This is a genomic window from Mesorhizobium sp. M8A.F.Ca.ET.181.01.1.1, assembly GCF_004792025.1.
Classification (GTDB): Bacteria; Pseudomonadota; Alphaproteobacteria; order Rhizobiales; family Rhizobiaceae; genus Mesorhizobium.
Genome location: NZ_SRTV01000003.1, coordinates 181,986 through 204,690, shown reverse-complemented (window position 1 = coordinate 204,690; position 22,705 = coordinate 181,986). Strand labels below are relative to the sequence as shown.

Sequence of the window (22,705 nt, the reverse complement as noted above, 5' to 3'; positions counted from 1 at the left end):
TGTGTGCAGAAGGGCAAAACCGCTCAGAGCCGTGGCACCAAGCAACAGGGTCAGCCGCGCTGCCATGACTGCCAGACGAGGGTTTCCGGCCACCGGAGATTCTGCAACCCGGGGAAGTCGGCTCCCCGCCAGGAGCGGCATACAGGAGCGGCGTCCGACCGCTTCGCCGTCAAAATCCGCGCACTCAAAATCCGCGCACTCAAAAGAGCGCCTTGAGAACAACGCCATGCACTTAGCCCCCTTAGAGCAGGCGCTCCCAATCCCTCCTTGAGTTAGGCGCCCCCGCCACGGTCAGTCCACGCAATAAAATGCCGGCACTTTGCAATAAGGTTCAATACATTGAGGCCAGCAGTCCGCAGTCCCGCTTGTGAAGTACTGGCTCAATTAGAATACATAAACTTGCGCCAGAAGGAACCGAAAACTTACGTAAGGGACACTGACCAAGGCCATCTGCTTTTCATAGTCGTCATATGACGGCAATCTGCGTCCCGGGACTAGGTGGCAGTCAGTACTCGGGTGCGGTTGGTGTGAGGGCGATCACCATTCTCGCCATGGCATCGCCGGACAAACACCCTATATATCCGTCGTGATGAGATTTTTTGCAGGAATGGGCGGGTGTGCATGCGTCGTTCATCGATGATTTTCGCATTGGCGGTGCTGGCTGGGGCGGCTTCCGCTGGCTTTGCATCGCCCGCTTCCGCGCAGGTGATCAATCCAGCGGCCAGAAACAATGTGATCATCCAGCAGAATGATCTGCAGGCCTTGCAGAACCAGGTTCAGCGGCAGCAATTTCAGCAGCAGCAACAGCAGTATCGTGCCCAGGATCGCGTCATCGTCCAGCAGCCGCCGCCTGTCGTTCCGCAGGTCAGGCCGAGCTGCCAGACGCAGATAATCGGCAACACCGCCGTCAGCACCTGCCGCTGACAGACGGCACCTTCTTTTATTTAGCCGACTTACATGATAGGGCACTTTGGGTGCCCCCGCGGTCGTTTGGATTTTGCAAAGGCATCGCATCACGCTAAGGGGCATTGCAGCGACTGGATTGTTAAGATGGCAGCCACCAAGAAAAAGGCCGTACGCCAGGCCAAGAAAGGCGAAAGGATCCGCCAGGTGGCGGCGATTCCCTTTCGGCTGAACGCGCGCGGAGACATCGAGGTGATGCTGGTCACGTCGAGAACGACGAGACGCTTCATCGTGCCCAAGGGGTGGCCGATGAAAGGCAAGAGCGGGCGCAAGGCAGCCACTATCGAGGCGCTGGAGGAAGCCGGCGTGCGTGGCAAGACGCTGAAGCGGCCGGCGGGCACCTATTCCTACTGGAAACGCCTGGCCAACCGCTTTGTCCGCGTCGACGTCATCGTGTTTCTGCTGGAAGTGACGGAAGAGCTCGCCGACTGGCAGGAAGCCAAACGGCGGCAGCGGGCATGGCTGGCGCCGGCCGACGCCGCGATGCTCATCGACGAGCCCGATCTCTCGACGCTGGTGAGCACCTTGACGCTGCCCGAGCCCACGACGCTCGTGCGGCCATAAGCCTCAATTCTCGATGCCCTCGTCCCCAGGAGCCGGCCGCGCCGGCGGGCCACTATAGGCCCACAGCCATTCGCGCGGCAGCGGCCCCTTGTTCCGCTCGGCCTGCTGCGATTGCTCCCAGGCATGCGCCAGGATGCCGACAGACCGCGACAGCACGAAGAGGCCACGCGTCAGCGGCGGCGGAAAGCCGAGTTCGCCGTAGATGACGGCGGTGGCGCCATCGATGTTGAGCGGGATTTTTTTGCCCTTGCGCCGCGCGACATCGGCCTCGACCGCCTCGGCGATGTCGGCGTACCGTCCATTGACGACGCCATGCGCGGCAAAATCTTTGACCAGTTCCAGCAGGCGCGGCGCGCGTGGATCGACAGGATGGAAGCGATGGCCAAGCCCCGGCACGTAGCCCTCTTCCTCCGCGAAGAACCGGTCGAGGCGTGTCGAGACCGCTTCGTCGAGGGCAATCCCGCCCTCGAGCGCCACGGCAATATTGCCATAGAGGGAAAGCGCCTGCTCGCCGGCTCCACCATGCACGTCGCCAAGCACATTGATGGCAGAGGCCATGGCGCTGTTGATGCCGACGCCGCAGGTTGCCGCCATGCGGGCGATGGCGATCGACGGCGCCTGCGGCCCATGGTCGACGGCCGCCCCCAAAGCGATGCCGAGCAGTGCCGCCTGGTCCTCGCTGGGCAGTTCGCCACGCAGCATCAGCCAGATCATCGCGGGGAAGCTGACACGGCCGATCAGGTCCTGGATCTCGTAGCCGCGCAGCCGGATCATGCCGGGGCTCATCTCGATGATGCCGGTCCGCCACCATTCCTCGCCGCGCTCGCGGCCTGTTTTCTTCTCCACGCCGCTCATGCCCTGGCCTTTGCCTTGGCGCGCGGTGGCAGGCCGGCGAACACCTCGTCCATGTGCTCGCCCAGCACCGGCGGCGGCCGTGTCGGCAACGGTGCCGTGCCGTCGACCATGAACCCGCCGCGCAGGACGGTGAGTGGCCCGTCCATGCCGGCCACATCCTCGAAACGAGCCGTCACCTGGCGCTCGAGCACTTGTGGTTCGGTTAGCACTTGCGGGATCGTCAGGACCCTGCCCGCCGGCACGCCGGCTCGATTGAGCGCCTCTTCCCAAACCGCCGCCGGAGCGCTTGCCAGAGCGTCCTCGATCTCGACCTTGAGCGCCGCGCGGTTCTTCTTGCGCGTCTCGCGCTCGGCAAAGCGTGGGTCCGATGCCAGTTCCGGCCGTCCGATCAGCCGGCACAGCGTCACGAACTGCTCCTGCTTGTTGGCGGCGATGTTGATGAGCCCGTCGCCGGTGCGGAAGGCGCCGGAGGGAGCCGCGGTCATATTCTCATTGCCCATCGGCTTGGGATCGACCCCTGCCGTCAGATAGTTGGAGACAGGCCAGCCAAGTGCCGAAAGCGTACATTCGAGCATCGACACGTCGAGGAACGCGCCCTCGCCCGATGTCTTCTGCCGGACCAGTGCGGCGGCGATGGAGAACGCCCCGACCAACCCTCCCAGCGTGTCGGCAACGGGATAACCGACGCGCAGCGGCGCGGTTTCCGGCGTGCCGGTTATGCTCATGATCCCGGAAAGGCCCTGGACGATCTGGTCATAGGCGGGGTTGTCGCGCATCGGCCCGCTCTGTCCGAAACCCGATATCGCGCAATAGACGAGGCCGGGCCGCACAGCCTTCAACACATCGTAGCCGAGGCCGAGGCGCTTCATCACGCCGGGGCGAAAATTCTCGACCAGCGCGTCGGCGCTGGCGACCAGGTCGAGGAAGCGCTCGCGATCCGCCTCTTGCTTGAGGTCGAGCATGACGGACCGTTTGCCGGCGTTCTGCGCCAGGAACGACGCGCCCATGCCGGCGCCGTTGAGCTTTGGCGAACCGCCGAGCTGGCGCGCCAGGTCGCCGCCTTGCGGCCCTTCGACCTTGATCACGTCGGCTCCCAGCAAGGCCAGCTGATAGGCGCAGTAAGGCCCGGCGAGCACATTGGTGAGGTCGAGGACGCGGATACCGGAAAGCAGGTCTGTCATATCTTTTCAAATCGCTCAGGCATCGCCCGGCACATGTTCGGGCCCGCGCCGGCGCCGGTGCTCGATGAAGGCCCAGACATGCGGCCCGACAAGGCCGATGAAGGCGAGCGTCAGCAAGGTCAGCGACAGCGGATGCTTGTAGAACACCGACCAGTCGCCGTTCGATATGGTCATCGCGCGGCGGAACTGGGTTTCGGCGAGCGGCCCCAGGATCATGCCGATGATGACGGGCGCGGTCGGGAAATCGAAGCGCCGCATCAGGAAGCCCGCGGCCCCCAGGAGATAGAGGATGACGAGATCGATCGGCGACTGCGAGATGCCATAGGTGCCGACAGTGGCGAACACCAGAATCCCCGCATAAAGCTGCGGTGCCGGGATTTTCAGCAGCCGCACCCACAGCCCGATCAGCGGCAAATTGAGGATGACCAGGATGACGTTGGCGATGAACAGGCTGGCGATCAGGCCCCAGACAAGGTCGGCCTGTGTCGTCAGGAGCAACGGCCCGGGATTGATGCCGTAGCTCTGGAAGGCCGACAGCATGATCGCCGCCGTCGCCGAGGTCGGCAGACCGAGCGTCAGCATCGGCACCAGCACGCCTGCCGCGGACGCGTTGTTGGCGGCCTCGGGCCCGGCAACGCCTTCGATGGCGCCGACCGTTCCGAATTCCTCCTTGTGCTTCGACAGTTTCTTTTCGATCGCATAGGACAGGAAGGTCGGGATCTCTGCGCCGCCAGCCGGCATGGCGCCGATCGGAAAGCCGATCGCGGCGCCGCGCAGCCAGGCTTTCCACGAACGCCCCCATTCGGCCGCCGTCATGTAGAGCGAGCCTTTCAGCGGCACGATCTCGTCCTTGCCGGCATAGCGGCGCGAGGCCATGTAAAGTGTCTCGCCAACCGCGAACAGGCCGACGGCGGCGATGATGACGTCGACGCCGTCGAGCAGTTCGGTCATGCCGAAGGTGAAGCGCGGCTGGCCCGTCTGCAGATCGACGCCGATCATGCCGATTACGAAGCCGGCAAACAGGCTGGTCAAACCCCGCACCGACGATGAACCAAGCACCGCCGAAACGGTGATGAAGGCCAGCACCATCAGCGAGAAATATTCGGCCGGGCCGAAGGCCAGCGCGAACTTGACCACGACAGGCGCCAGGAAGGCGACGCCCAGCGTGCCGAGCGTGCCGGCGACGAAGGAGCCGATCGCCGAGGTGGCGAGCGCGGCGCCCCCGCGGCCGGAGCGGGCCATCTTGTTGCCTTCCAGCGCGGTGACGATGGTTGCGCTCTCGCCTGGCGTGTTGAGCAGGATCGACGTCGTCGAGCCGCCATACATGGCGCCGTAATAGATGCCGGCGAACAGGATGAAGGACGCCTCCGGCGCCACCTGGTAGGTGATCGGCAAGAGGAGCGCGATGGTCAGTGCCGGCCCGAGGCCAGGCAACACGCCGATGGCCGTGCCGAGCGTGGTGCCGAGCAGGCACCACAAAAGATTGGTCGGCGAGAATGCGACCGCAAAACCGTGTGCGAGATGGCCGAGCGTTTCCACGGTCTCAGCCTCCCAGCGTGCTGGTGAAGGCGTCGATCACCGTATTCAACTGGTTCTCGATGAAGCCGGCGCCGATGTTGACGCCGAGCGCCTTGGCGAAGCCGAAATAAGCCGCCAGCGCCAGCACCAGCCCGGTAAGTACATCGCGCAGCGTGTGCCTGCTGCCGAAGCCGTAACAGACCAGAACGAACATGATGACCGATGCGGCGGTGAAGCCAAGCGGCTGGATGAGCACCAGATTGGCCAGAAGACCGATGACGACGAAGCCCATCGCCTTCCAGTCGGTCGAAGTTTCCTTTTCCTCCTCCGGCTGCCAGCCGCCGCGAAGTGCGGCGAGGATGAGCAGCAGGGAGAGCACCACGAGGCCGACCATGGTGAGATAGGGAAAGACAGTCGGACCGACCTTGGAATAGAGCGGCGACACCGGGATCGCCAGCGTCTGCCAGGCGACAGCCCCGGCGCAGGCCAGAAGGCCGATGCCGATCGACAATTCCGGTACGGCAAGGCGTGGGGGCGCCGCCGGCTGGTTGATGGTGCTCATGAACGTCCTCCCCGTTATGGCCGAGACCGGCGGCAGCCCGCAGCCAGCCTGCACCGTACCTTCACCTTTAGACCGATCGCCTCCCTACGGTCGGCTGCGATTGAAAAATGAGGGGCGGAGCGAGCCGCCCCTTGGGGAAAAATCAGGCGAGACCGAGATCCTTGAGGATGGCCTCGATGCGAGCCGAATCCTCGGCGACGAATTTCGCATAATCGTCGCCGGTGAGCAGGATGGACGTCCAGTTGCGGTTCTTGCATTCGCTCGCCCATGCATCGCTCTTGGCCATGGTCTCGACCAGCGTGATCATCGCCGCCTTGTCGGCATCGGAAACGCCGGGTGGCGCGAAGACGCCGCGCCAGTTGAACAGTTCCACATCAATGCCGGCTTCCTTCAGCGTCGGCGCGTCGATGCCGTCCTGGCGCTTGTCGGCCGAAATGGCGAGCAGCCTGAGCGCGCCGGCCTTGACCTGCTCGGAGAACTCGCCGAAGCCGGAAATGCCGGCCGCGACCTGGTTACCGAGCAACGCCGACAAGGCCTCGCCGCCGCCCGCGAACGGCACGTAGGAAAGGCTGGGGGCCGGAACGCCGACCGTCTTGGCGATCAGGCCGAACAGGATGTGGTCTGAGCCTCCGGCGGAACCGCCCGCGACTGGAACCTTCGTCGGATCGGCCTTGAGAGCCGCGACGAAATCGGCGGCCGTCTTGAACGGCGAGTCCGCCGGCACCACCAGCGCCTCGAACTCACCGGTGAGACGGGCGATGGGGGTAACTTGGGTCAGGTTGTTGGCTGCCTTGTTGGCGATGATGGCACCCACCATGACCATGCCCGCGACCATCAGCGAATTGCCCTTGCCGCCCCACTGATTGATGAACTGCGGCAGCCCGACCGTGCCGCCGGCGCCCCCGACATTGGTGATCTGCGAGCCCGAGATGAGCTTCTCGCTGCGCAGCACCTGGTCCATCGTGCGCGCCGTCTGGTCCCAGCCGCCGCCGGGTGCCGCCGGCACGAAGACCTGGATTTGCGGTGCACCTTCTGCGAAGGCGGGTGAGAAATGCGATGCCACCAGCCCGGCCGCGCCTGCCGCCGCCGTACTCATCAAAAATCTGCGTCTGTTCAGCATGGGATTCCTCCAGATCACGACACCTCCTCCGGTGCCTGCCAAAACGCGCCTGTTCACAGACCCGTGATCGAGTTCAAGCAGATTTTACCTCGTTCCGTCAACAGGAACGATATTCTGCTGGACAGAACGCTCCAGCGGCGCGACAGAGTGGTTCCGCTCGGGCTTCTCCGATTTGGAACCGCAATGGACTTACCAGCCAACTCAGCCGATGTGGAAATCCGCCGAGCGTCCGCCGACGGTGTTGCCGCACTCGATCGGGCGATCGCCATCCTCGATGCTTTCACCACGGTCGACCGCTCGCTTAGCCTGGCTGAAATCGCGGGGCGCACCGGCCTCTACAAAAGCACGATCCTGCGGCTCGCCAATTCGCTGTTGCGCGGCCACCTGCTCGAGCGCCTCGACGATGGGCGCTACCGTGTCGGGCCCGCCGCCTTTCGGCTGGGCGCGCTTTACCAGCGCTCGGTCGTGGCGGTCGACATACTGTTGCCGATCATGCGCGAGCTCTCAGAACGAAGCTGGGAGAGCGTTGCCTTCTACGTCCGCTCGGGAGACGTGCGCACCTGTCTCTATCGGGTCGAATCCAAGCATCCGATCCGCTACACGATACGCGAAGGCGACGTATTGCCTCTGCTGGCCGGCTCCGGCGGCCGCGTGCTGGCAGCGTTTTCCGGCCAGCAGGGCGAACCCTACGAAACCATCCGCAAAACCTACAACTGTCTCGCCGTGGGCGATCGCGACCCCGAGACTGCTGGCGTGTCGGCGCCGGTTTTCGGGCCGGGACATGTGCTGCTTGGCGCGTTGACGCTGGCTGGTCCAAGCACGCGCGTCGACGCAGCCTTCCTGCAGCGCATGAAACGTCCGCTGCTCGAGGCGGCGGCTCGTGCCACCCGTGCCTTCGGTGAGGATGCCTCCATGCTGGAGCAGGCGAGCCTAGCGGCGGACGCTCTGCCGTAGCCGCGCGGCTACGGCCGGAAGAGGGCCGCCAGGTTTCGAATACAAACTGATTCAACTTGAAGCTGTTACTTGACGCAGCGTAATATTCGGTCATTCCCGGCAGCCGGAAACTATTTATTTGCTGTTAAGCCCCTCATGATACCCGGATTGGTGTCGCCATCTGAGCGACATGAGGGAGCAACATCGTCTCAACCGGCGGATGAAACAGCCGGACGGACGCGCTGACAGGATCATGGCACGTCCATGAATTCGATGAAGCTGTCATCGATCGACGCAAGCCCCCGCCTTCTCGGGCTTGTGTGGCCGTTCGTCGCCGTCGTTCTCATTCAGGCGCTGGTCGCCAGCCTGAGCCTCTATACGCTTTCGGCGGTTCGCGCCTATGTCGGCGGCGAAAGCCAGTGGTCCAAGGGGCAAAAGCACGCCATCTATTTCCTCAGCCTCTACGCCGATACCGGCAATGAGGAATTCTTCAGCGAGTATCGTGCCGCGATCGCCGTTCCACTGGCCGATCGCTCGGCCCGTCTGGCCCTCGAGCAGTCCGAGCCCGACACCCAGGCTGCACGCGCGGGCTTTCTGCACGGCAGGAACCACCCGGACGACGTTGCGGGGATGATCTGGCTGTTCCAGAATTTCCGTAGCTTCAGCTATCTCGACGCCGCCGTGCGGCACTGGACGGCGGCCGATGTCATGATCCTCGCCATCCGGCAGCTCGGCGACGAGATGCACGACAAACTGAGCAAGGCCCCGGCATCCCTGGCCCAGATCAGCGCCTGGAAGACGCAAATCCATCAACTCGATCGAGAGATCAGCCCGCTCTCCAAGGCCTTCTCGGACAGCCTCGGCGAAGGATCGCGCTTCATCAAGATGCTGCTCACCTTTGCCAATCTCGTCACCGCCGCCTTGCTGATACTGCTCGCCGTCTGGCGCACCCGCAAACTTCTGGCGCAGCGCCAGGCCTTCCAGCTGGCGCTCAACGCCGAGCGCGAGCGCGCCCAGGTCACGCTGGCTTCGATCGGCCAGGCCGTCATCAGCACCGGCCCCGATGGGCGGCTGGACTACATGAACGCGGTTGCCGAGAAATTGCTGGCATGCCCGTTCGGCTCCGCCAGAGGCAAGCCGTTGGCGTCGCTGTTTCGGCTGGTGGACAAGGACACCAGCGTCGAAGAGCCTCAATTGATCGAACGCCTGCTGGCCGGCGAGCCACGCCGCTCCAGCGCCCGTCCGCAATTGCTGCAGCGGCCGGACGGCTCCGTTGTTCCGGTCGCGCTGACCGGCGCGCCGCTGCTCGTTTCCGGTGGGATCGTCGGCGCCGTGCTGGCCTTCCACGACATGACCCGGGAAGAGGATTATATCGAGCGGCTTTCCTGGCAGGCTTCGCATGACGCGCTGACCGGGCTCGCCAACCGGCGTGATTTCGAAAGCCGGCTGGAACGGACGATCGTCGAATTGCAGGACGGGGCCCGCCAGCATGCGCTGATGTATCTCGATCTCGACCAGTTCAAGCTGGTCAACGATACGTGCGGCCATGCCGCTGGCGACCAGTTGCTGCGCCAGATCTCCTCGCTGCTGATCAACGAGCTGGGGCCGGGCGACGTGCTGGCCCGGTTGGGCGGGGATGAATTCGGCGTGCTGCTGATCGATTGCGAGGCGGACAATGCGGCCGACATCGCCGAACGGCTGCGCGCCGCCGTGCAGGAGCTGCATTTCGCCTGGGATGGCCGGCCTTTCAACACCAGCGTCAGTGTCGGCATGGTGCAGATCGCCAATACGCATGTGACGATCGAGGAGGCACTGCGTGCCGCCGACGTCGCCTGTTACATGGCCAAGGAGAAAGGCCGCAACCGCGTCCAGATCCATAGCGACGGCGACGTCGCCTTGCGCGAGCGCTTCGGCGAGATGGCCTGGGTGCAGCGCCTGCACGCCGCGCTCGAAGAAGATCGCTTCAGGCTTCATGCCCAGGAAATCTGGCCGCTCAACGACGACGTCGCCGAGGCTGGAGCGCATATCGAGATTCTCTTGCGGCTGACCGATGAAGACGGCGGCTTCGTTACCCCGCAGAGCTTCATTCCCGCCGCCGAGCGCTACGGCCTGATGCCGTCGATCGACCGTTGGGTGGTGCGCAATACATTCCGCATCCTGGCGGCGCGGCAAGCCGATCAGCGCATGCCGCCGATTGCCACATGCGCCATCAATCTTTCCGGAGCGACGTTCGGCGACGAGACGTTTCTCGGCTTCCTGCGCGAGCAGTTCCTCGTCCATGGCATTTCGCCGGCCATGATCTGCCTGGAGATCACCGAAACCAGCGCCATCGCCAATCTTACCAGTGCCATGCGCTTCATGGCCGACCTGCGCGGGTTGGGCTGCCGTTTCGCGCTCGACGATTTCGGCTCCGGCATGTCGTCCTTCGCCTATCTGAAGCACCTGCCGGTCGACTACCTCAAGATCGACGGCAGCTTCGTCAAGGACATGCTGGATGACCGCATCGACCGCGCCATGGTCGAGATGATCCACCATATCGGCAAGGTCATGGGCAAGCGCACCATCGCCGAATTCGTCGAAAGCGACGACATCGCCGCCGCTCTGAAGACCATCGGCGTCGACTATGCCCAGGGCTACGGGATCGCCAGGCCGACGCCGTTCGATGCCTCGACGGTGCTGCTGGGCCGGAGCGTCACGCCGGCCGCGCCGAGCGCCGATCCATGGGCCGACCTTGCTCGGAAACTGGGTCGCAAGGCCGGCTAAACGATCAGTTCAGTTTCACCAGAACCACCCGGCGGTTCTTGGCACGGCCCGCCTCGTCATCATTGCTGGCGACGGGCGCCATCATGCCGGCGCCGGCGGCGGTCAGCCGCTTGCCGTCGATGCCATATTTCGACACCAGCACCTTCTTGACCGCTTGCGCACGCCGCGACGACAGATCGATATTATAGTCGAAGGCGCCCTGATTGTCGGTGTGACCGACGACGATGACCGCCATATCGGGTTCGTTTGCCAGCAGCGTCGAAATCTCCTTAAGCGTTGGTTCCGATTCCGGCTTGATGACCGCCTTGCCGGTGTCGAAGAAGATGCCGTAGAGTGAAATGCTGCCGGTGGCGGAAATCGAATCCGCCATCTTGGCCGCCTCGACGACCACCATTTTCTTGTCGCGCGCCTTGGGTTCCAGCACCTGCACAACGGCAACGGTGCGGCCGTTGAGTTCCTTGCAGTAGAGATCGTCGGTCAACGAATAGGTCTGTACCGTGATATAGGCGTCGCCGCCGTCCTGTGGCACCTTGGCCGAGAAATAGCGCTGGTCGTTGATGCCGGAAGCCAACGCGCAAGCGCCATTGGAGAATGCCGCGTCCTTGAGATCGCTTTCGTGGAAGGAATACATCGTCAGGCTCATGTCGCCGCCGCCGCCGCTCGACGAGCGGTCGGCAGCGCCGCCACATTCCTCCTTCTTGCATTCGAACAGGACTTCGCCGCCTGCTGCCTTGATCACATCCTGATAATTGCGCAGCACCTCGAGCGGCGAGCGCTCGGCCGGCAGCACATAGGCGATACGGGTCAGGGCACCCTCCACCTCGGCCTTCTTGTCCGGCGCGAAAACGCGATTGTTCATGGCGTCGCGCGCGTCCGGATCTGCGCTTGGCTTCAGGGGCGACAGCGGTACGCTGAAGTCGGTAAAGGCAAGCTTTGCGTAGGACACGATGAAAGAGCCTTCGTAGCGCTTGGCCAGTTGATTGTCGGCGGCGCCCCCGATATCGGCGGTCGGCACCGTCGCGTCGGCTGCCGCGAGCCGCAGTGTCAGCGCGAGAACAAGCCCCGCCCAGAAAAACCTCATGATTGTCGACTTTAATGCATGCATCGATCGATCCCCTCGCTTGATGATCGATGCTAGCAGAGCGGGTATGTCCAGTCGATGACGCCACTCAGGGCAGCCGCTCCAGCAGGATGGTCGGCGCATCGTGATAGAGGGTCTGCGTCAGCTCGGTATAGCCGCACTTCCTGGCGACGTTCAACGAGGCCGTATTTTCGGGATCGATGATGCAGACGGTTCTGGCACGTCCGAACGTCTGGTCGCCCCAGCCATGCACACGGCTGACGATCTCCGTGGCAAGGCCAGCGCCATGCGCGGCCGGAGCGAGCGCCCACCCCGCCTCGGGGATGCCTTCGATCGACGGCTCCATGTCGCGCTTCAGATCGTGGAACCCGGCCTCCCCGACGAAGCGGCCAGTCGCTTTCTCCTCGATGGCCCAGAACCCATAGCCCAACAGCGACCACAGGCCGGCGTGACGCAGGAAGCGCATCCAGCTTTCCTCACGCGTACGCGGCTTGCCGCCGATGAAACGGGTGACGACCGGATCGGCCCACATCGTGGCATAGGCATCGAAGTCGCCGAGCTGGTGTGGCCGCAGGATGGTTCGTGGCGTCTCGATGACGGGGGCGACAGTCGCTTGCGTCGGATTCATTGGATTTGCCTCGCGTTACGGCCTGCGGGTTAGCAAATCGACGGCGCCGTGCAAGAGCCAGGGAACCCAGGGACCGTCATCCAGGACGAAAGCGCGACGTCCGGCTGCCTTCACGACATCCGGGCAGCGCTTTGGGATTTTTGCGCGGCGGTGTTATTTTCGACGCGGGCTGATTCAGCAGCCCAAATTTTGAGGCGCCCAGTGCCGCCGATCCGAGGGAAACGAGCATGGACACCACCGACCTCGTGCTCGCCATCATCCACCATCTGCTGGTGTTCTCGCTGGCGGGGATCATCGGCGCCGAATTCGTGCTGATCCGTGGCGACCTGCCCGCCGCGACGCTCAAGCGGCTCGCCGGCATCGACCGCCACTACGGCATCATCGCCGCGCTCATCATCATCGTCGGCATCGGCCGTGTCGTCTGGGGGCTCAAGGGCTGGGAGTTCTACGTCCACAATTGGGTGTTCTGGGCCAAGATGGCGGCGTTCGGCATCGTCGGCCTGCTGTCGATCGTCCCGACCGTGCGTTTCATTTCCTGGAGCCGGCAGGCGAGTACCAATCCTTCCTTCGCCGTGCCTGTCGGCGAACTGGCCTCGGTGAAGACCTATATCCGCGCCGAGGCGTTCGTCTTCCTGCTGATCCCGGTCTTCGCGGCGGCGATGGCGCGTGGCTACGGCTACTGATCGTCGGCGGAAACCGTTTCAAGTGGAGCGATCGGCACCAGGGGTGCCGGAATGCTGGTCGTCTTCACCTCCGCCTTGCAGATATCGGCGATGACGCAGGCCGGACAATCCGGCTTGCGCGCCTTGCAGACATAGCGGCCATGCAGGATCAGCCAGTGATGGGCGTGGCGCATATATTCGTCCGGGATGATCCTCAACAATCCCTGCTCGACCTGTTCCGGGGTCTTGCCGGGCGCCAGGCCAAGCCGGTTGCCGATGCGCAGGATGTGCGTGTCGACCGCCATCGTATGTTGGCCGAAGGCCATGTTGAGCACGACATTGGCGGTCTTGCGCCCGACACCGGGCAGCTTGACCAGCTCATCGCGGTCGTCAGGCACCTCGCCGCCATGGTCGCGGATCAGCGCCTCCGACAGGGCGATGACGTTCTTGGCCTTGTTGCGCCAGAGACCGATGGTCCTGATAAAGTCGCCGACCCTGGCTTCACCGAGCGCCAGCATCTTTTGTGGCGTATCGGCAACCTTGAACAGGGCGCGCGTCGCCTTGTTGACGCCCGTATCGGTCGCTTGCGCCGAAAGCACCACGGCCACCAGCAGCGTGAAGGCGTTGACATGTTCGAGCTCGCCCTTGGGCTCCGGTCGCTGCACCGAAAAGCGCCTGAATATCTCGTGCACTTCCGTCGGGCTGTAGATCGATCTGGACCGCGCGGGCCTGGGGCGCGGTTTGGCGTTCGCGCCGACGCGCCGTCCGGGCAACAGTTCACTTTTGGGCAGGGACGAATCTTTGGACTTGGGGCGCGCCATTTCCCTCCTATAATAGTCTGTCATGAGCGACACAAACGCCTCGTTTCAGGCTGATGAGCCCTTTTTTCATGCATTGCTGACCCCACACCGGTCGCTGGGCAGGACGGGCTTCCTGATCCTGATGGGCGCGCTGACGTTCGGCTGGCTGGTGACGGGCGCGTTCTTCCTGTCCCGCGGCGCCTGGCCGGTGTTCGGCTTCTTCGGCCTCGACGTGATCGCCGTTTACATCGCCTTCCGCGTCAACTATCGGGCCGCCCGCGCCCGCGAGGAAGTGTCGGTCTCGCGAACCAGCCTCGATATCCGCAAGACGGCCCCCTCGGGAAAGTCGGAAGCGCACCGCTTCAATCCGTTTTGGGCTCGGTTTTCGATCGCCCGGCACGCCGAGATCGGCATCACCAGAATGACCGTGGAAGCACAGGGCCAGAACGTGCCGATCGGCGGCTTCCTCGATCCCGATTCCCGCGAGAGCTTCGCCACCGCCTTCGCGCGCGCTCTGGCGACCGCCAAGGCGCGCTAAGCAATTCCCAGAAAAGTGTGAAGCGGTTTTCCGTCCGCAATTGCGGCAAACAATGTGCTTCAGAAGCGATACCGCAGCAGCCTGCCGACCTTGCGCAGCGCCGGAATGTGTTTCCAAAGGCGGACGAACAGCTTGGCGGACCAGCCCATGCGGGCAGCGTGCTCGGGCTTGTAGGCCGAAATATCCTCGATGAACCGCAGCTTCGGAACCGCTAGTTCCAGCTCGTGCGGGTCGTCGATCGCCCAGTGGACCTCGGCGCCCGTCGCCTTGATCGTCGGATTGAGGCGAAGCAGCGTCAGGCCGAAACGGCTGTAGGCGTCGAAGATCAGTTCGCCGCCGGCAAGATGCGAGACAAGCCGTGAAAGCAGGCGCAGCCCTTCGTCGGCGGGGAGATAGGGCGTCAATCCCTCCGCCACCACGATGGCCAGGCGGTTGCGAGGCACGTCGGCCAACCAGCCGGGCTCGGTCACCGACGAAGCGATGAGGTGGTAATGGTCGCGGGACGGGTAGAGCTTGCGCCTGAGTTCGATCACTTCGGGATAGTCGATATCGAACCAGTCCACCCACGGTGGAGGATCGACCCGGAAGATGCGGGTATCAAGCCCGCAACCCAGATGCAGCACGATGGCGCCAGGATTTCTGGCCAGAAAATCCTCGACGCGGACGTCCAATGTCTTGGCTCGGATCGCCAGGCCGATGCCGAGATTCTCGTCGACCTTGAGCCTGGCGAAATCATAGTCGATCTTGCGCAGCGCCGCGTCGGCGAAATGGTCCCCGAGCAGCGACTGGGGCATCCTGCTCTCCAGCGCCTTGCCGTACAGGGTCATGAGCAAGGTCTCTTTTGCTCCCGTCAAATGTACTTTTTCGCCAACCATGAGCGGCTCCCGGGCTCGAATCCCCAGTCTATCTGGGCAGGTGCTGCAAGAAGGCAAGTTTCGGGTGGCGATCGGCGCCCCAAGGGGCGATATTCCCGCCCAAGGAGACAGGTCCATGAGCACACACACGGCAGTCCTCAAGAGGGACATCACGCCCAAGGGCAGCGACTACGAAATCGTGCGCCGCGCCATCGAGAAGATCAGCCTCGACTATCGCGACCAGCCATCGCTGGAAGAACTGGCCGAAGAGGTCGGCGAGACGCCGACCGGCTTGCAAAAACTCTTCACCCGCTGGGCCGGTCTGTCGCCCAAGGCCTTCCTGCAGGCGGTGACGCTGGACCATGCGCGCAAGCTGCTCGATTCCGGCATGCCGCTGCTCGAAACCTCTTTTGAACTGGGCATGTCCGGTCCCGGCCGGCTGCACGACCTGTTCGTCACCCATGAGGCGATGTCGCCTGGCGACTACAAGACGCGCGGCGCCGGCCTCACCATCCGCTACGGCTATCACCCCTCCCCATTCGGCACCGCCTTGATCATGGCCACGGACCGCGGGCTTGCCGGCCTCGCGTTCTCCGACGCCGGCGAGGAGCGCACCGCCTTCGCCGACATGTCGGGGCGCTGGCCCAACGCCCTCTATGTCGAGGACCGGGAAGCGACAGGCCCTTATGCCGCGCGCATCTTCGAGCCGACGTTGTGGCGCGCCGACCAGCCGCTGCACGTCGTCATGATCGGCACCGACTTCCAGGTCCGCGTCTGGGAAGCCTTGCTGCGGATCCCGATGGGCAAGGCCCGCACCTATTCCTCGATCGCCGCCAGCATCGGCGCGCCGAGCGCCAGCCGCGCGGTCGGCGCCGCCAACGGCGCCAACCCGCTCTCTTTCGTGGTGCCTTGCCACCGCGCCATCGGCAAATCAGGCGATCTTACCGGCTATCACTGGGGCCTGACCCGCAAGCGCGCCATCCTGGGCTGGGAGGCGGGGCAGATTTCGTCCTGAAATGTCGATTTTTAATTCCGGTTCCAAGGAATATATGAATATTCGGATTTTAAAGTATTAGTGCGAATCTTTTCGGAATCGCTGGATACAACCGGTGACAACCATCGGTTTCTTCATGACTGTTGTTTCGACACTTTATTTGAGTTTACGCTAAATTAACCATGCTAAAGCGATGATGACCCATATTAATTCGGGCGGTCCGACTTAATAGGAGGGTCTCTATGACGTTGTTTCGCACCACTGTCGGTGCAGCCTTGCTTTTCGCGTGCCTGGACCACGCCGCGATGGCCACAACGCAGAATGTCATTTTCAACGGCACGGTAACCGCGACCTGCACGCTCGTTGTCGGCTCCAACGGCACGATGACGGTGAGCCCCGACCTCCAGTCGCTGAGCTCGCACAACAGCGGCGGTTCGGCTGGAACAGTCACGCTCACCACCACCGGAGGTGTTTCGCTGAGCGTCGATCCGGTGACCCTCACCACCGTGCCGGCCGCCGACAGCACGGCCACCACCTGGACACCGACCTATTTGTCCAGCGGCGCCCACACGATCGCGGAAACGGGTTCCTCCACCGCCCTGACCGCCCCCGGCGCCGACCTTGTCTCGGTCCATCTCGCCGGCACCAAGGGTGGCAGCAACCGCTTCGCGAACGGCAACTATCAGGCAACCGTAACACTGCGCTGCGAATAGGCCGTCGCGAAGGAGGGATCCTTGAAACATGCTCTGAACCTGGCGGCGGCATTGGCCGCCGGATTGATGCCCATTGCCGCGGGCGCCCAGTCGATGTCGCCGATGCGGGGTGAGGTCAACAGTTTCACCGACGCCTTCGCGGTCCGCGTGTTCCCCGCCAATCCCTACGACCGGAAGATCAAGGTCGAAATCCACGTCTACGATCAGGATTTTCAGCCGGTGGACGCCAAGATCTCTCCAAGTGTCTTCCAATTGGGCTCGCAGGCTTCCCGCCCTGTCCTTGTGGTCGTGCCCTTCGGCGGCGCTGCCGAGCGTAAAGTGCGTATCTGTACCGAGAGCATCCCCTTTCCCAATCAACAGACGCAGATAAGGGCACAGATATGCGGAAAGTTTTTTGGGCACCGCAAGTCCTGACGCTGGCGCTCGCGGTTGCTGTGACCAGCACCGCTCCAACCCAGGCCCAGGAACAGATTTACAATCTCAACCAGAACGAGAACGGCTTCAACTTGCCCGGTGTCACTCTACCCCAGGGCCAGGACGAGGTTCACGCCGCGGATGGCACCACTTGCCGTTCCGCCGTTTCCGGTTCCGGTGCCTATGTCGATCTCGGCGTTATCAGAGGCAACAGCCAGACGAACAATGGCGTCGCCACCTATGGCCGGGTGGTGATCCCGATCGGCCGGACGCCGAAGCGTCTCGACTGCAGCCGGCTCTATGAACTCGAGGTGCAGCGCCTTCAGATGGAGCTAAAGCTGTTGAAGATGGGCGTCAATGTCGACGGCGGCACGACCGCGAGCGTGGCCGCAAGCGCTCCCGCCACCGCTGCCGCATCACCTGGATGGGCCAACGAAGGCTGGAGCATCAGGACCGGAAACAGCGATGGCAAGAAAAAGAAGAAGAAATAACCGGGCGCTGCTTGCGATGGCCGCACTCGCCGGTTTCTGCCTTCCGGCGCAGGCGGCGATCATCGGCACCTGCACCATCATGGTCGGGGCATCGGGCACGATGACCGCAAATCCGGCCATCGGCATACTGGGCTCCAAGCAGGCAGGCGGATCGAGCGCCAATGCCACCGTGGTGGCTAGCTCCCTGCTGTGCTCGATACTTAACCTGCTTGACTGTTATTCTGTTTCAGCGCCCGCGCCTGCCGCGTTCTCGTCGGCGCCGAGCGGCGGCGGCACCAACGTGACCTTCGCCTCGGTCTACCGCCTCGATGGCTCGGGGGTCGACAACAATGGGGGCGTGCCGCAAAGGGTCGTCAACGGCACCCACGCCATGCAGATCGACCTCACCGCCACCAAATCGAGCGGTATCTTCCCCGCCGGCAACTATCAGGGCATCGTCACCGTGCGATGCGAGTGAGGCAGCAAATCGCGCTGGACCATTCGCGTGGTCTGGCATCGAACGGCCTGGCAGGGTAGCTTCCCGTGCGTTCAGCAGGAGGCACTTTCTTGATAGTCGTTGTCGGCTCGATCAACCTCGACCTTATCGCCAACGTCGACCGCTTGCCGAGCCCCGGTGAGACGGTAAGCGGTTCCAGTTTCTCGACGGCGCCTGGCGGCAAAGGGGCCAACCAGGCATTGGCCGCCGCGCGTGCCGGCGCTCAGGTGCGCATGGTCGGCGCCGTTGGCAAGGACAATTTCGCACCCGAAGCACTGGCGTTGCTGCGCGAGGCCAAGGTCGACCTGTCTGGCGTGGGAGAGACCTTTGCCTCGACCGGCACGGCGCTGATCATGGTCGGCGACGACGGCGAGAACATCATCGCCGTGGTGCCCGGCGCCAATGCTTCCGTGGTGCCCGGCGACCTCTCCAAGGCTTTTCTGAAGAAGGGCGACGTCGTGCTGCTGCAGCATGAGATTCCGCTCGCGACGATCGATGCGGCACTCGACCAGGCAAGGACGGCCGGCGCGGTCACTGTCCTCAACACCGCCCCTTTTCATGGCGAGGCAGCCGCCTTCCTCGGCAAGGCCGACTACGCGGTCGCCAATGAGACCGAGTTCGACCTCTATGGTGAAGCGCTGGCCTTGAAGGGTCGCGATCGTGCGGCCCGCATGCGCGATTTTGCCGGGAAAACCGGACGCACCATCGTCGTCACCCTCGGCGGCGATGGCGTGATGGCGGCGACACCGAGCGATTTCCTGACTGTTCCCGCGCTGAAGATCACGCCGGTCGACACGGTTGGGGCCGGCGACACGTTCTGCGGCTATTTCGCCGCCGGCCTGTCGTCGGGCCTCACGCTCGAACAGGCACTTGCGCGTGCCGGCGCTGCCGGCTCGCTCGCTTGCCTCAAGCCCGGCGCCCAGCCGGCGATCCCGCTGGCGAAAGACGTCGACCAGGCCTTGCAAGAGGCCCGTTGAAATGATGCGCCCCCGCACGAAGCATGCCGTACCCGCGGCCAGCGACATCTGTCGCCTGTCGGCTGTCAAACTCGTCGACGCGATCCGCCGAAAGAAACTCTCCGTGCGCGAGGTGGTGACGGCTTTCCTGGACCGCATCGATGCGGTCAACCCGCAGGTCAACGCCATCGTCTCGCTGCGAGACCGCGCCGATATCCTGCGCGAGGCCGACGCCGCCGATATCAGGCGGACGGATGGAACCGGCGCGCTCTTTGGCCTTCCCATCGCCATCAAGGACCTTGCCTCCACAACGGGCCTCAGAACCTCGTTCGGCTCGCCGATCTTCGCCGATTTCGTGCCGCAAGAAGACGATTTCTTCGTCGAACGCATCCGCGACGCTGGCGCCATCATCATCGGCAAGACCAATGTTCCCGAATTCGGGCTCGGCTCCAACACCTACAACAACGTCTTCGGGCCAACGCTGAACGCCTTCGATCCGGCGCTGACCGCCGGCGGCTCGAGCGGCGGCGCGGCGGTGGCGCTGGCGCTGGACATGGTGCCGGTCGCCGATGGCAGCGATTTCGGCGGTTCGCTGCGCAACCCGGCTGCCTGGAACAATGTCTACGGCTTTCGGCCATCGCAGGGGCTCGTGCCCGGCGGTCCCGACTTCGAGGTTTTTCACGCGCAGATGGGCGTCGAGGGGCCGATGGGCCGCAACGTCGCCGACATGGCGCTGTTGCTCGACGTGCAGGCCGGTTACCATCCGCAAGCGCCTCTCTCCTATGAAAAGCCGGGATCCTTCCTCGAAGGGCTCGCGCCACCGGCGACCGGCGGCCGCGTCGCCTGGCTCGGCGATCTCGGCGGCCATCTGCCGGTCGAGCCCGGCATCCTCGACCTGTGCGAGGCAGCGCTGGCACGGTTCACGGATGCATCCTTCCGGACCGAGCCCTTGCGTCCGGATTTCGATTTCGAGGCACTCTGGCAGGCCTTCGTGACGCTGCGCCAGGCCAGCAGCGGCTGCGCGCTGAAAGTGCACTATGACGATCCCGCTAGGCGCAGGCTGCTGAAGCCGGAAGCCGTCTGGGAGGTGGAAAACGCCATGCGGCTGACGGCGCCGCAGATTCGCGCGGCCTCGGTCATGCGCACGTCCTGGCACCGGATGCTACTATCGATCTTCGAACGCTTCGACCTCATCGCGCTGCCGACCGCGCAGGTCTTTCCCTTCGATGTCGGCACCCATTGGCCGCGCGAGGTCGCCGGGCGGGCAATGGACAGCTACCATCGCTGGATGCAGGTTTCGGCCTTCGCCACCTTGGGCGGTTGCCCGGCGGTCAATGTCCCGGTCGGCTTCGACGACAGGGCCCGGCCCATGGGCATGCAGTTGATCGGCCGGCCACGCGGCGACCTCGCCGTGCTGAAGGCCGCGGTCGCCTATGAGACGACCCTGCCCTGGCCGGCCGGCGCCTGAGCCACGTACGACGCGCGCCAGCTTGCTTCGCCCTCGCCGTCATGCATTGATTGTCGCCTAACAGGCCGCGACAGCGGCATTGCGAGGAAAAATCATGTCGCTGGAACTCTACGCCGCCTATGTTCTTGCTTGCATCGTCATCATCCTGGTGCCTGGGCCGACGGTCACGCTGATCATCGCCAACAGCATCCGCCACGGAACCCGTGCCGGCCTCGCCAACGTCGCCGGCACGCAGGCTGGCCTTGCCGTCATGATCGCCATCGTCGGCATTGGGCTCAACACGCTGATCGCGGGCATGGGCCACTGGTTCGAATGGGTCAGGCTGATCGGTGCGGCCTATCTGATCTGGATGGGCGTGCAGATGTTCCGCTCAAAGGGCACGCTGAACGCCGACGGAACCGCTCGGAAACCCCGCGGTGGCTTCTTCCTGCAGGGCTTGGCTGTGGCGCTCAGCAATCCAAAGACGCTGGTCTTCTTCGGCGCCTTCTTTCCGCAGTTCATCTCTCCCGCCGGCAACTACCCGCTGCAGATCGTCATCATGGGCCTCACCGCCATGATCTTCGCCGCCATGTCGGATTCGACCTATGCGCTGGCCGCCGGCCGCGCCGGGCGCATGCTCTCGGCCAGCCGCATCAAGCTCCTGTCGAGGATCAGCGGCAGCTTCATGGTCGGCGGCGGCCTGTGGCTGGCGTTTTCAAGGTCGAAGTAACGGCAGCCGAGGCCGGCGCCGCGTTAAAGCTGCGTCGGCGGCTGATTGAAAGTCTACTTTCCAGCTACCACATGAATCGACATTGAGGGATTCATGTTTTCACCGTCGACTTATGAGAGTTTGAAGAGGAACGCGCCAAGCGTGGTCTTCTTCTCCGGTTTTTTTGCGATAATGTTCATATTGGCCCAGAATAAGTGGGAGAATGACGCAACGCCGATTCGATCAGTTGACCCGATCAACGCGACGATCGAAGGCGTTTACTGGCACTGGACCAGCACGTCTCAATATGGATTGTTCCTGGAGAACAACGCTCTGGTTTTCGTTGACGACGATCGACCCCGCCTGATTGGCTCCCGTGTCAAAATTGAGCGCGTTACCCGCGACAATGGCTCCGTCTTCTACCGGTTTGCCGATTGAGGGGCTGTTCGTCGTGTGCCGACACGCCATGAACTATCAGGTCAGACTGCTCAATCTAAAGCCGCCCCAACCTCTCCACCAGCAGCGCGAAAAACCCATCATGGTCGATGTCGCGCATGACCATGGCGTTCTTTTCCCGCTTGGTGACACCCCACCAGTCGACCACGGTCATGCCCATGGTCAGTTCTGAGGCGGTCTCCACGCTGACGTTGCAGTGGCGGCCCTTGAACAGCTCCGGCTTCAAGAGATAGGCGATGACGCAGGGGTCGTGCAGCGGCCCGCCGTCAGTGCCGTATTTGCCCTCGTCGTAGCGTTCGAAGAACTCCAGCATCTCGGCGGTCGCGGTGCCGACCTTGGTGCCCAGTGCGCGAAAAGCCTGTATGCGCTTGGTGGTGGTCAGCGCCTTGTGGGTGACGTCGAGCGGCATCATCACGATCGGGATGCCGGACTTGAACACCAGGTCGGCGGCCTGCGGATCGACATAGATGTTGAATTCGGCCGCGGGCGTAACGTTGCCGCCCTCGAAGAAGCCGCCGCCCATAAGCACGATTTCCTTGATGCGCGGTGCGATGCGCGGTTCGCGGATCAATGCCAGCGCTATGTTGGTGAGCGGCCCGAGCGGGCAGAGCGTGATGGTGCCGCTCTCTTCCCGCATCAGCGTCTCGACGATGAAATCGACGGCATACTGCGCCTGCAGTTGCATCGTCGGTTCGGGCAGCTGCGGCCCGTTGAGGCCGGTCTTGCCATGCACTTCCTCGGCGGTGACCAATTCGCGCGCCAACGGACGGATGGCGCCGGCATAGACCTTGACGTCCGGCCGACCGGCCAGTTCGCAGATCTTGCGGGCGTTCTTTTCGGTCAGTTTCAGCGGGACGTTGCCGGCAACGGCGGTGACGCCGACGATGTCCAGTTCGCTACTGCCGAGCGCCAGCAGAATGGCGACGGCATCATCCTGGCCGGGATCGGTGTCGATGATGATCTTGCGTGGTTGGGGCATTTGAATTCCTTGTTTAGCGGGCCATCAGCTCACCGGGCCGATCGTGCGC

At 63.6% G+C, this 22,705-nt stretch carries 25 protein-coding genes; 15 read left to right on the top strand and 10 right to left on the bottom strand.

Annotated features, from left to right (window positions below; translation table 11 throughout):
• The first annotated feature begins 636 nt into the window (after positions 1-636).
• Together EN824_RS13720 and EN824_RS13715 are read left to right on the top strand one after the other, a co-directional pair.
• Complete coding sequence (locus EN824_RS13720; RefSeq protein ID WP_245511698.1) at positions 637-924, top strand: hypothetical protein; 288 nt, start codon at positions 637-639, stop codon at positions 922-924.
• 126 nt (positions 925-1,050) lie between these two features.
• Positions 1,051-1,527, top strand: coding sequence for an NUDIX hydrolase (locus EN824_RS13715; RefSeq protein WP_127869974.1), 477 nt, complete (start codon positions 1,051-1,053; stop codon positions 1,525-1,527).
• Between the two features lie 3 nt (positions 1,528-1,530).
• Here the strand turns inward: EN824_RS13715 and EN824_RS13710 are convergent, their stop codons facing one another.
• From EN824_RS13710 to EN824_RS13690, 5 genes are all read right to left on the bottom strand, one after another.
• Complete coding sequence (locus EN824_RS13710) at positions 1,531-2,382, bottom strand: citryl-CoA lyase (RefSeq protein ID WP_135932389.1); 852 nt, start codon at positions 2,380-2,382, stop codon at positions 1,531-1,533.
• Positions 2,379-3,563 (bottom strand): CoA transferase, encoded by a 1,185-nt coding sequence (locus EN824_RS13705; protein WP_135865712.1) that lies wholly within the window; start codon positions 3,561-3,563, stop codon positions 2,379-2,381. The genes EN824_RS13710 and EN824_RS13705 overlap by 4 nt, the downstream gene beginning before the upstream one ends.
• Before the next feature lie 15 nt (positions 3,564-3,578).
• Positions 3,579-5,102, bottom strand: coding sequence for a tripartite tricarboxylate transporter permease (locus EN824_RS13700; RefSeq protein ID WP_127277132.1), 1,524 nt, complete (start codon positions 5,100-5,102; stop codon positions 3,579-3,581).
• Positions 5,103-5,106: 4 nt separating this feature from the next.
• On the bottom strand, positions 5,107-5,643 hold the full coding sequence (locus tag EN824_RS13695; protein ID WP_135865714.1) for a tripartite tricarboxylate transporter TctB family protein: 537 nt from the start codon (positions 5,641-5,643) through the stop codon (positions 5,107-5,109).
• Between the two features lie 142 nt (positions 5,644-5,785).
• A complete protein-coding gene (locus EN824_RS13690; protein WP_127277127.1) occupies positions 5,786-6,763 on the bottom strand; it encodes a tripartite tricarboxylate transporter substrate-binding protein in 978 nt (325 codons plus the stop codon).
• 183 nt (positions 6,764-6,946) lie between these two features.
• Here EN824_RS13690 and EN824_RS13685 point away from each other — a divergent pair, with 183 nt between their 5' ends.
• Together EN824_RS13685 and EN824_RS13680 are read left to right on the top strand one after the other, a co-directional pair.
• Positions 6,947-7,717: an IclR family transcriptional regulator gene (locus EN824_RS13685; protein WP_135865716.1), complete on the top strand. Its 771-nt coding sequence runs from the start codon at positions 6,947-6,949 to the stop codon at positions 7,715-7,717.
• Positions 7,718-7,960: 243 nt separating this feature from the next.
• Entirely contained in the window at positions 7,961-10,459 is a 2,499-nt protein-coding gene (locus tag EN824_RS13680) for an EAL domain-containing protein (RefSeq protein ID WP_135914994.1), read from the top strand.
• Between the two features lie 4 nt (positions 10,460-10,463).
• On the opposite strand, the gene EN824_RS13675 is transcribed toward EN824_RS13680, so the two are convergent.
• Positions 10,464-11,540, bottom strand: coding sequence for an OmpA family protein (locus EN824_RS13675; RefSeq protein ID WP_127277118.1), 1,077 nt, complete (start codon positions 11,538-11,540; stop codon positions 10,464-10,466).
• An 88-nt stretch (positions 11,541-11,628) separates the two neighbouring features.
• Positions 11,629-12,168 carry a GNAT family N-acetyltransferase gene (locus EN824_RS13670; protein WP_127277115.1) on the bottom strand — a complete coding sequence of 180 codons (540 nt, stop codon included), beginning with the start codon at positions 12,166-12,168 and terminating at the stop codon, positions 11,629-11,631.
• A gap of 227 nt (positions 12,169-12,395) precedes the next feature.
• On the opposite strand from EN824_RS13670, the gene EN824_RS13665 reads away from it, so the two are divergent.
• Positions 12,396-12,851: a DUF2214 family protein gene (locus EN824_RS13665; RefSeq protein ID WP_127277113.1), complete on the top strand. Its 456-nt coding sequence runs from the start codon at positions 12,396-12,398 to the stop codon at positions 12,849-12,851.
• Here EN824_RS13665 and nth read toward each other — a convergent pair.
• Positions 12,845-13,651, bottom strand: coding sequence for an endonuclease III (nth, locus tag EN824_RS13660; protein WP_127277110.1), 807 nt, complete (start codon positions 13,649-13,651; stop codon positions 12,845-12,847). The genes EN824_RS13665 and nth overlap by 7 nt on opposite strands.
• A 22-nt stretch (positions 13,652-13,673) precedes the next feature.
• On the opposite strand from nth, the gene EN824_RS13655 reads away from it, so the two are divergent.
• Positions 13,674-14,168, top strand: a complete 495-nt coding sequence (locus tag EN824_RS13655) for a DUF2244 domain-containing protein (protein WP_127277108.1) — start codon at positions 13,674-13,676, stop codon at positions 14,166-14,168.
• 59 nt (positions 14,169-14,227) lie between these two features.
• Here the strand turns inward: EN824_RS13655 and EN824_RS13650 are convergent, their stop codons facing one another.
• Positions 14,228-15,043 (bottom strand): class I SAM-dependent methyltransferase, encoded by an 816-nt coding sequence (locus EN824_RS13650; RefSeq protein WP_127869982.1) that lies wholly within the window; start codon positions 15,041-15,043, stop codon positions 14,228-14,230.
• A gap of 115 nt (positions 15,044-15,158) precedes the next feature.
• Here EN824_RS13650 and EN824_RS13645 point away from each other — a divergent pair, with 115 nt between their 5' ends.
• The 9 genes from EN824_RS13645 (at position 15,159) to EN824_RS13605 (ending at position 21,659) form a co-directional block, all read left to right on the top strand.
• On the top strand, positions 15,159-16,037 hold the full coding sequence (locus tag EN824_RS13645) for a bifunctional helix-turn-helix domain-containing protein/methylated-DNA--[protein]-cysteine S-methyltransferase (RefSeq protein WP_127277104.1): 879 nt from the start codon (positions 15,159-15,161) through the stop codon (positions 16,035-16,037).
• Between the two features lie 221 nt (positions 16,038-16,258).
• Complete coding sequence (locus EN824_RS13640; RefSeq protein WP_127277102.1) at positions 16,259-16,729, top strand: hypothetical protein; 471 nt, start codon at positions 16,259-16,261, stop codon at positions 16,727-16,729.
• A 21-nt stretch (positions 16,730-16,750) separates the two neighbouring features.
• Positions 16,751-17,143 carry a hypothetical protein gene (locus EN824_RS13635; protein WP_127277100.1) on the top strand — a complete coding sequence of 131 codons (393 nt, stop codon included), beginning with the start codon at positions 16,751-16,753 and terminating at the stop codon, positions 17,141-17,143.
• Entirely contained in the window at positions 17,110-17,634 is a 525-nt protein-coding gene (locus EN824_RS13630; protein ID WP_127277098.1) for a hypothetical protein, read from the top strand. The genes EN824_RS13635 and EN824_RS13630 overlap by 34 nt, the downstream gene beginning before the upstream one ends.
• A complete protein-coding gene (locus tag EN824_RS13625; protein WP_127277096.1) occupies positions 17,609-18,091 on the top strand; it encodes a hypothetical protein in 483 nt (160 codons plus the stop codon). Before EN824_RS13630 ends, EN824_RS13625 begins: the two co-directional genes overlap by 26 nt.
• Positions 18,092-18,180: 89 nt before the next feature.
• Entirely contained in the window at positions 18,181-19,086 is a 906-nt protein-coding gene (locus tag EN824_RS13620) for a ribokinase (protein ID WP_135914992.1), read from the top strand.
• A gap of 1 nt (position 19,087) precedes the next feature.
• The gene (locus tag EN824_RS13615; RefSeq protein ID WP_127281086.1) at positions 19,088-20,533 is read left to right on the top strand and encodes an amidase; all 1,446 of its coding nucleotides are present in this window, start codon (positions 19,088-19,090) and stop codon (positions 20,531-20,533) included.
• Between the two features lie 94 nt (positions 20,534-20,627).
• A complete protein-coding gene (locus EN824_RS13610; protein ID WP_127869987.1) occupies positions 20,628-21,242 on the top strand; it encodes a LysE family translocator in 615 nt (204 codons plus the stop codon).
• A gap of 93 nt (positions 21,243-21,335) precedes the next feature.
• A complete protein-coding gene (locus EN824_RS13605; RefSeq protein ID WP_135914991.1) occupies positions 21,336-21,659 on the top strand; it encodes a hypothetical protein in 324 nt (107 codons plus the stop codon).
• Positions 21,660-21,714: 55 nt separating this feature from the next.
• On the opposite strand, the gene EN824_RS13600 is transcribed toward EN824_RS13605, so the two are convergent.
• A complete protein-coding gene (locus tag EN824_RS13600) occupies positions 21,715-22,656 on the bottom strand; it encodes a nucleoside hydrolase (RefSeq protein ID WP_127280991.1) in 942 nt (313 codons plus the stop codon).
• Positions 22,657-22,705: the final 49 nt, after the last annotated feature.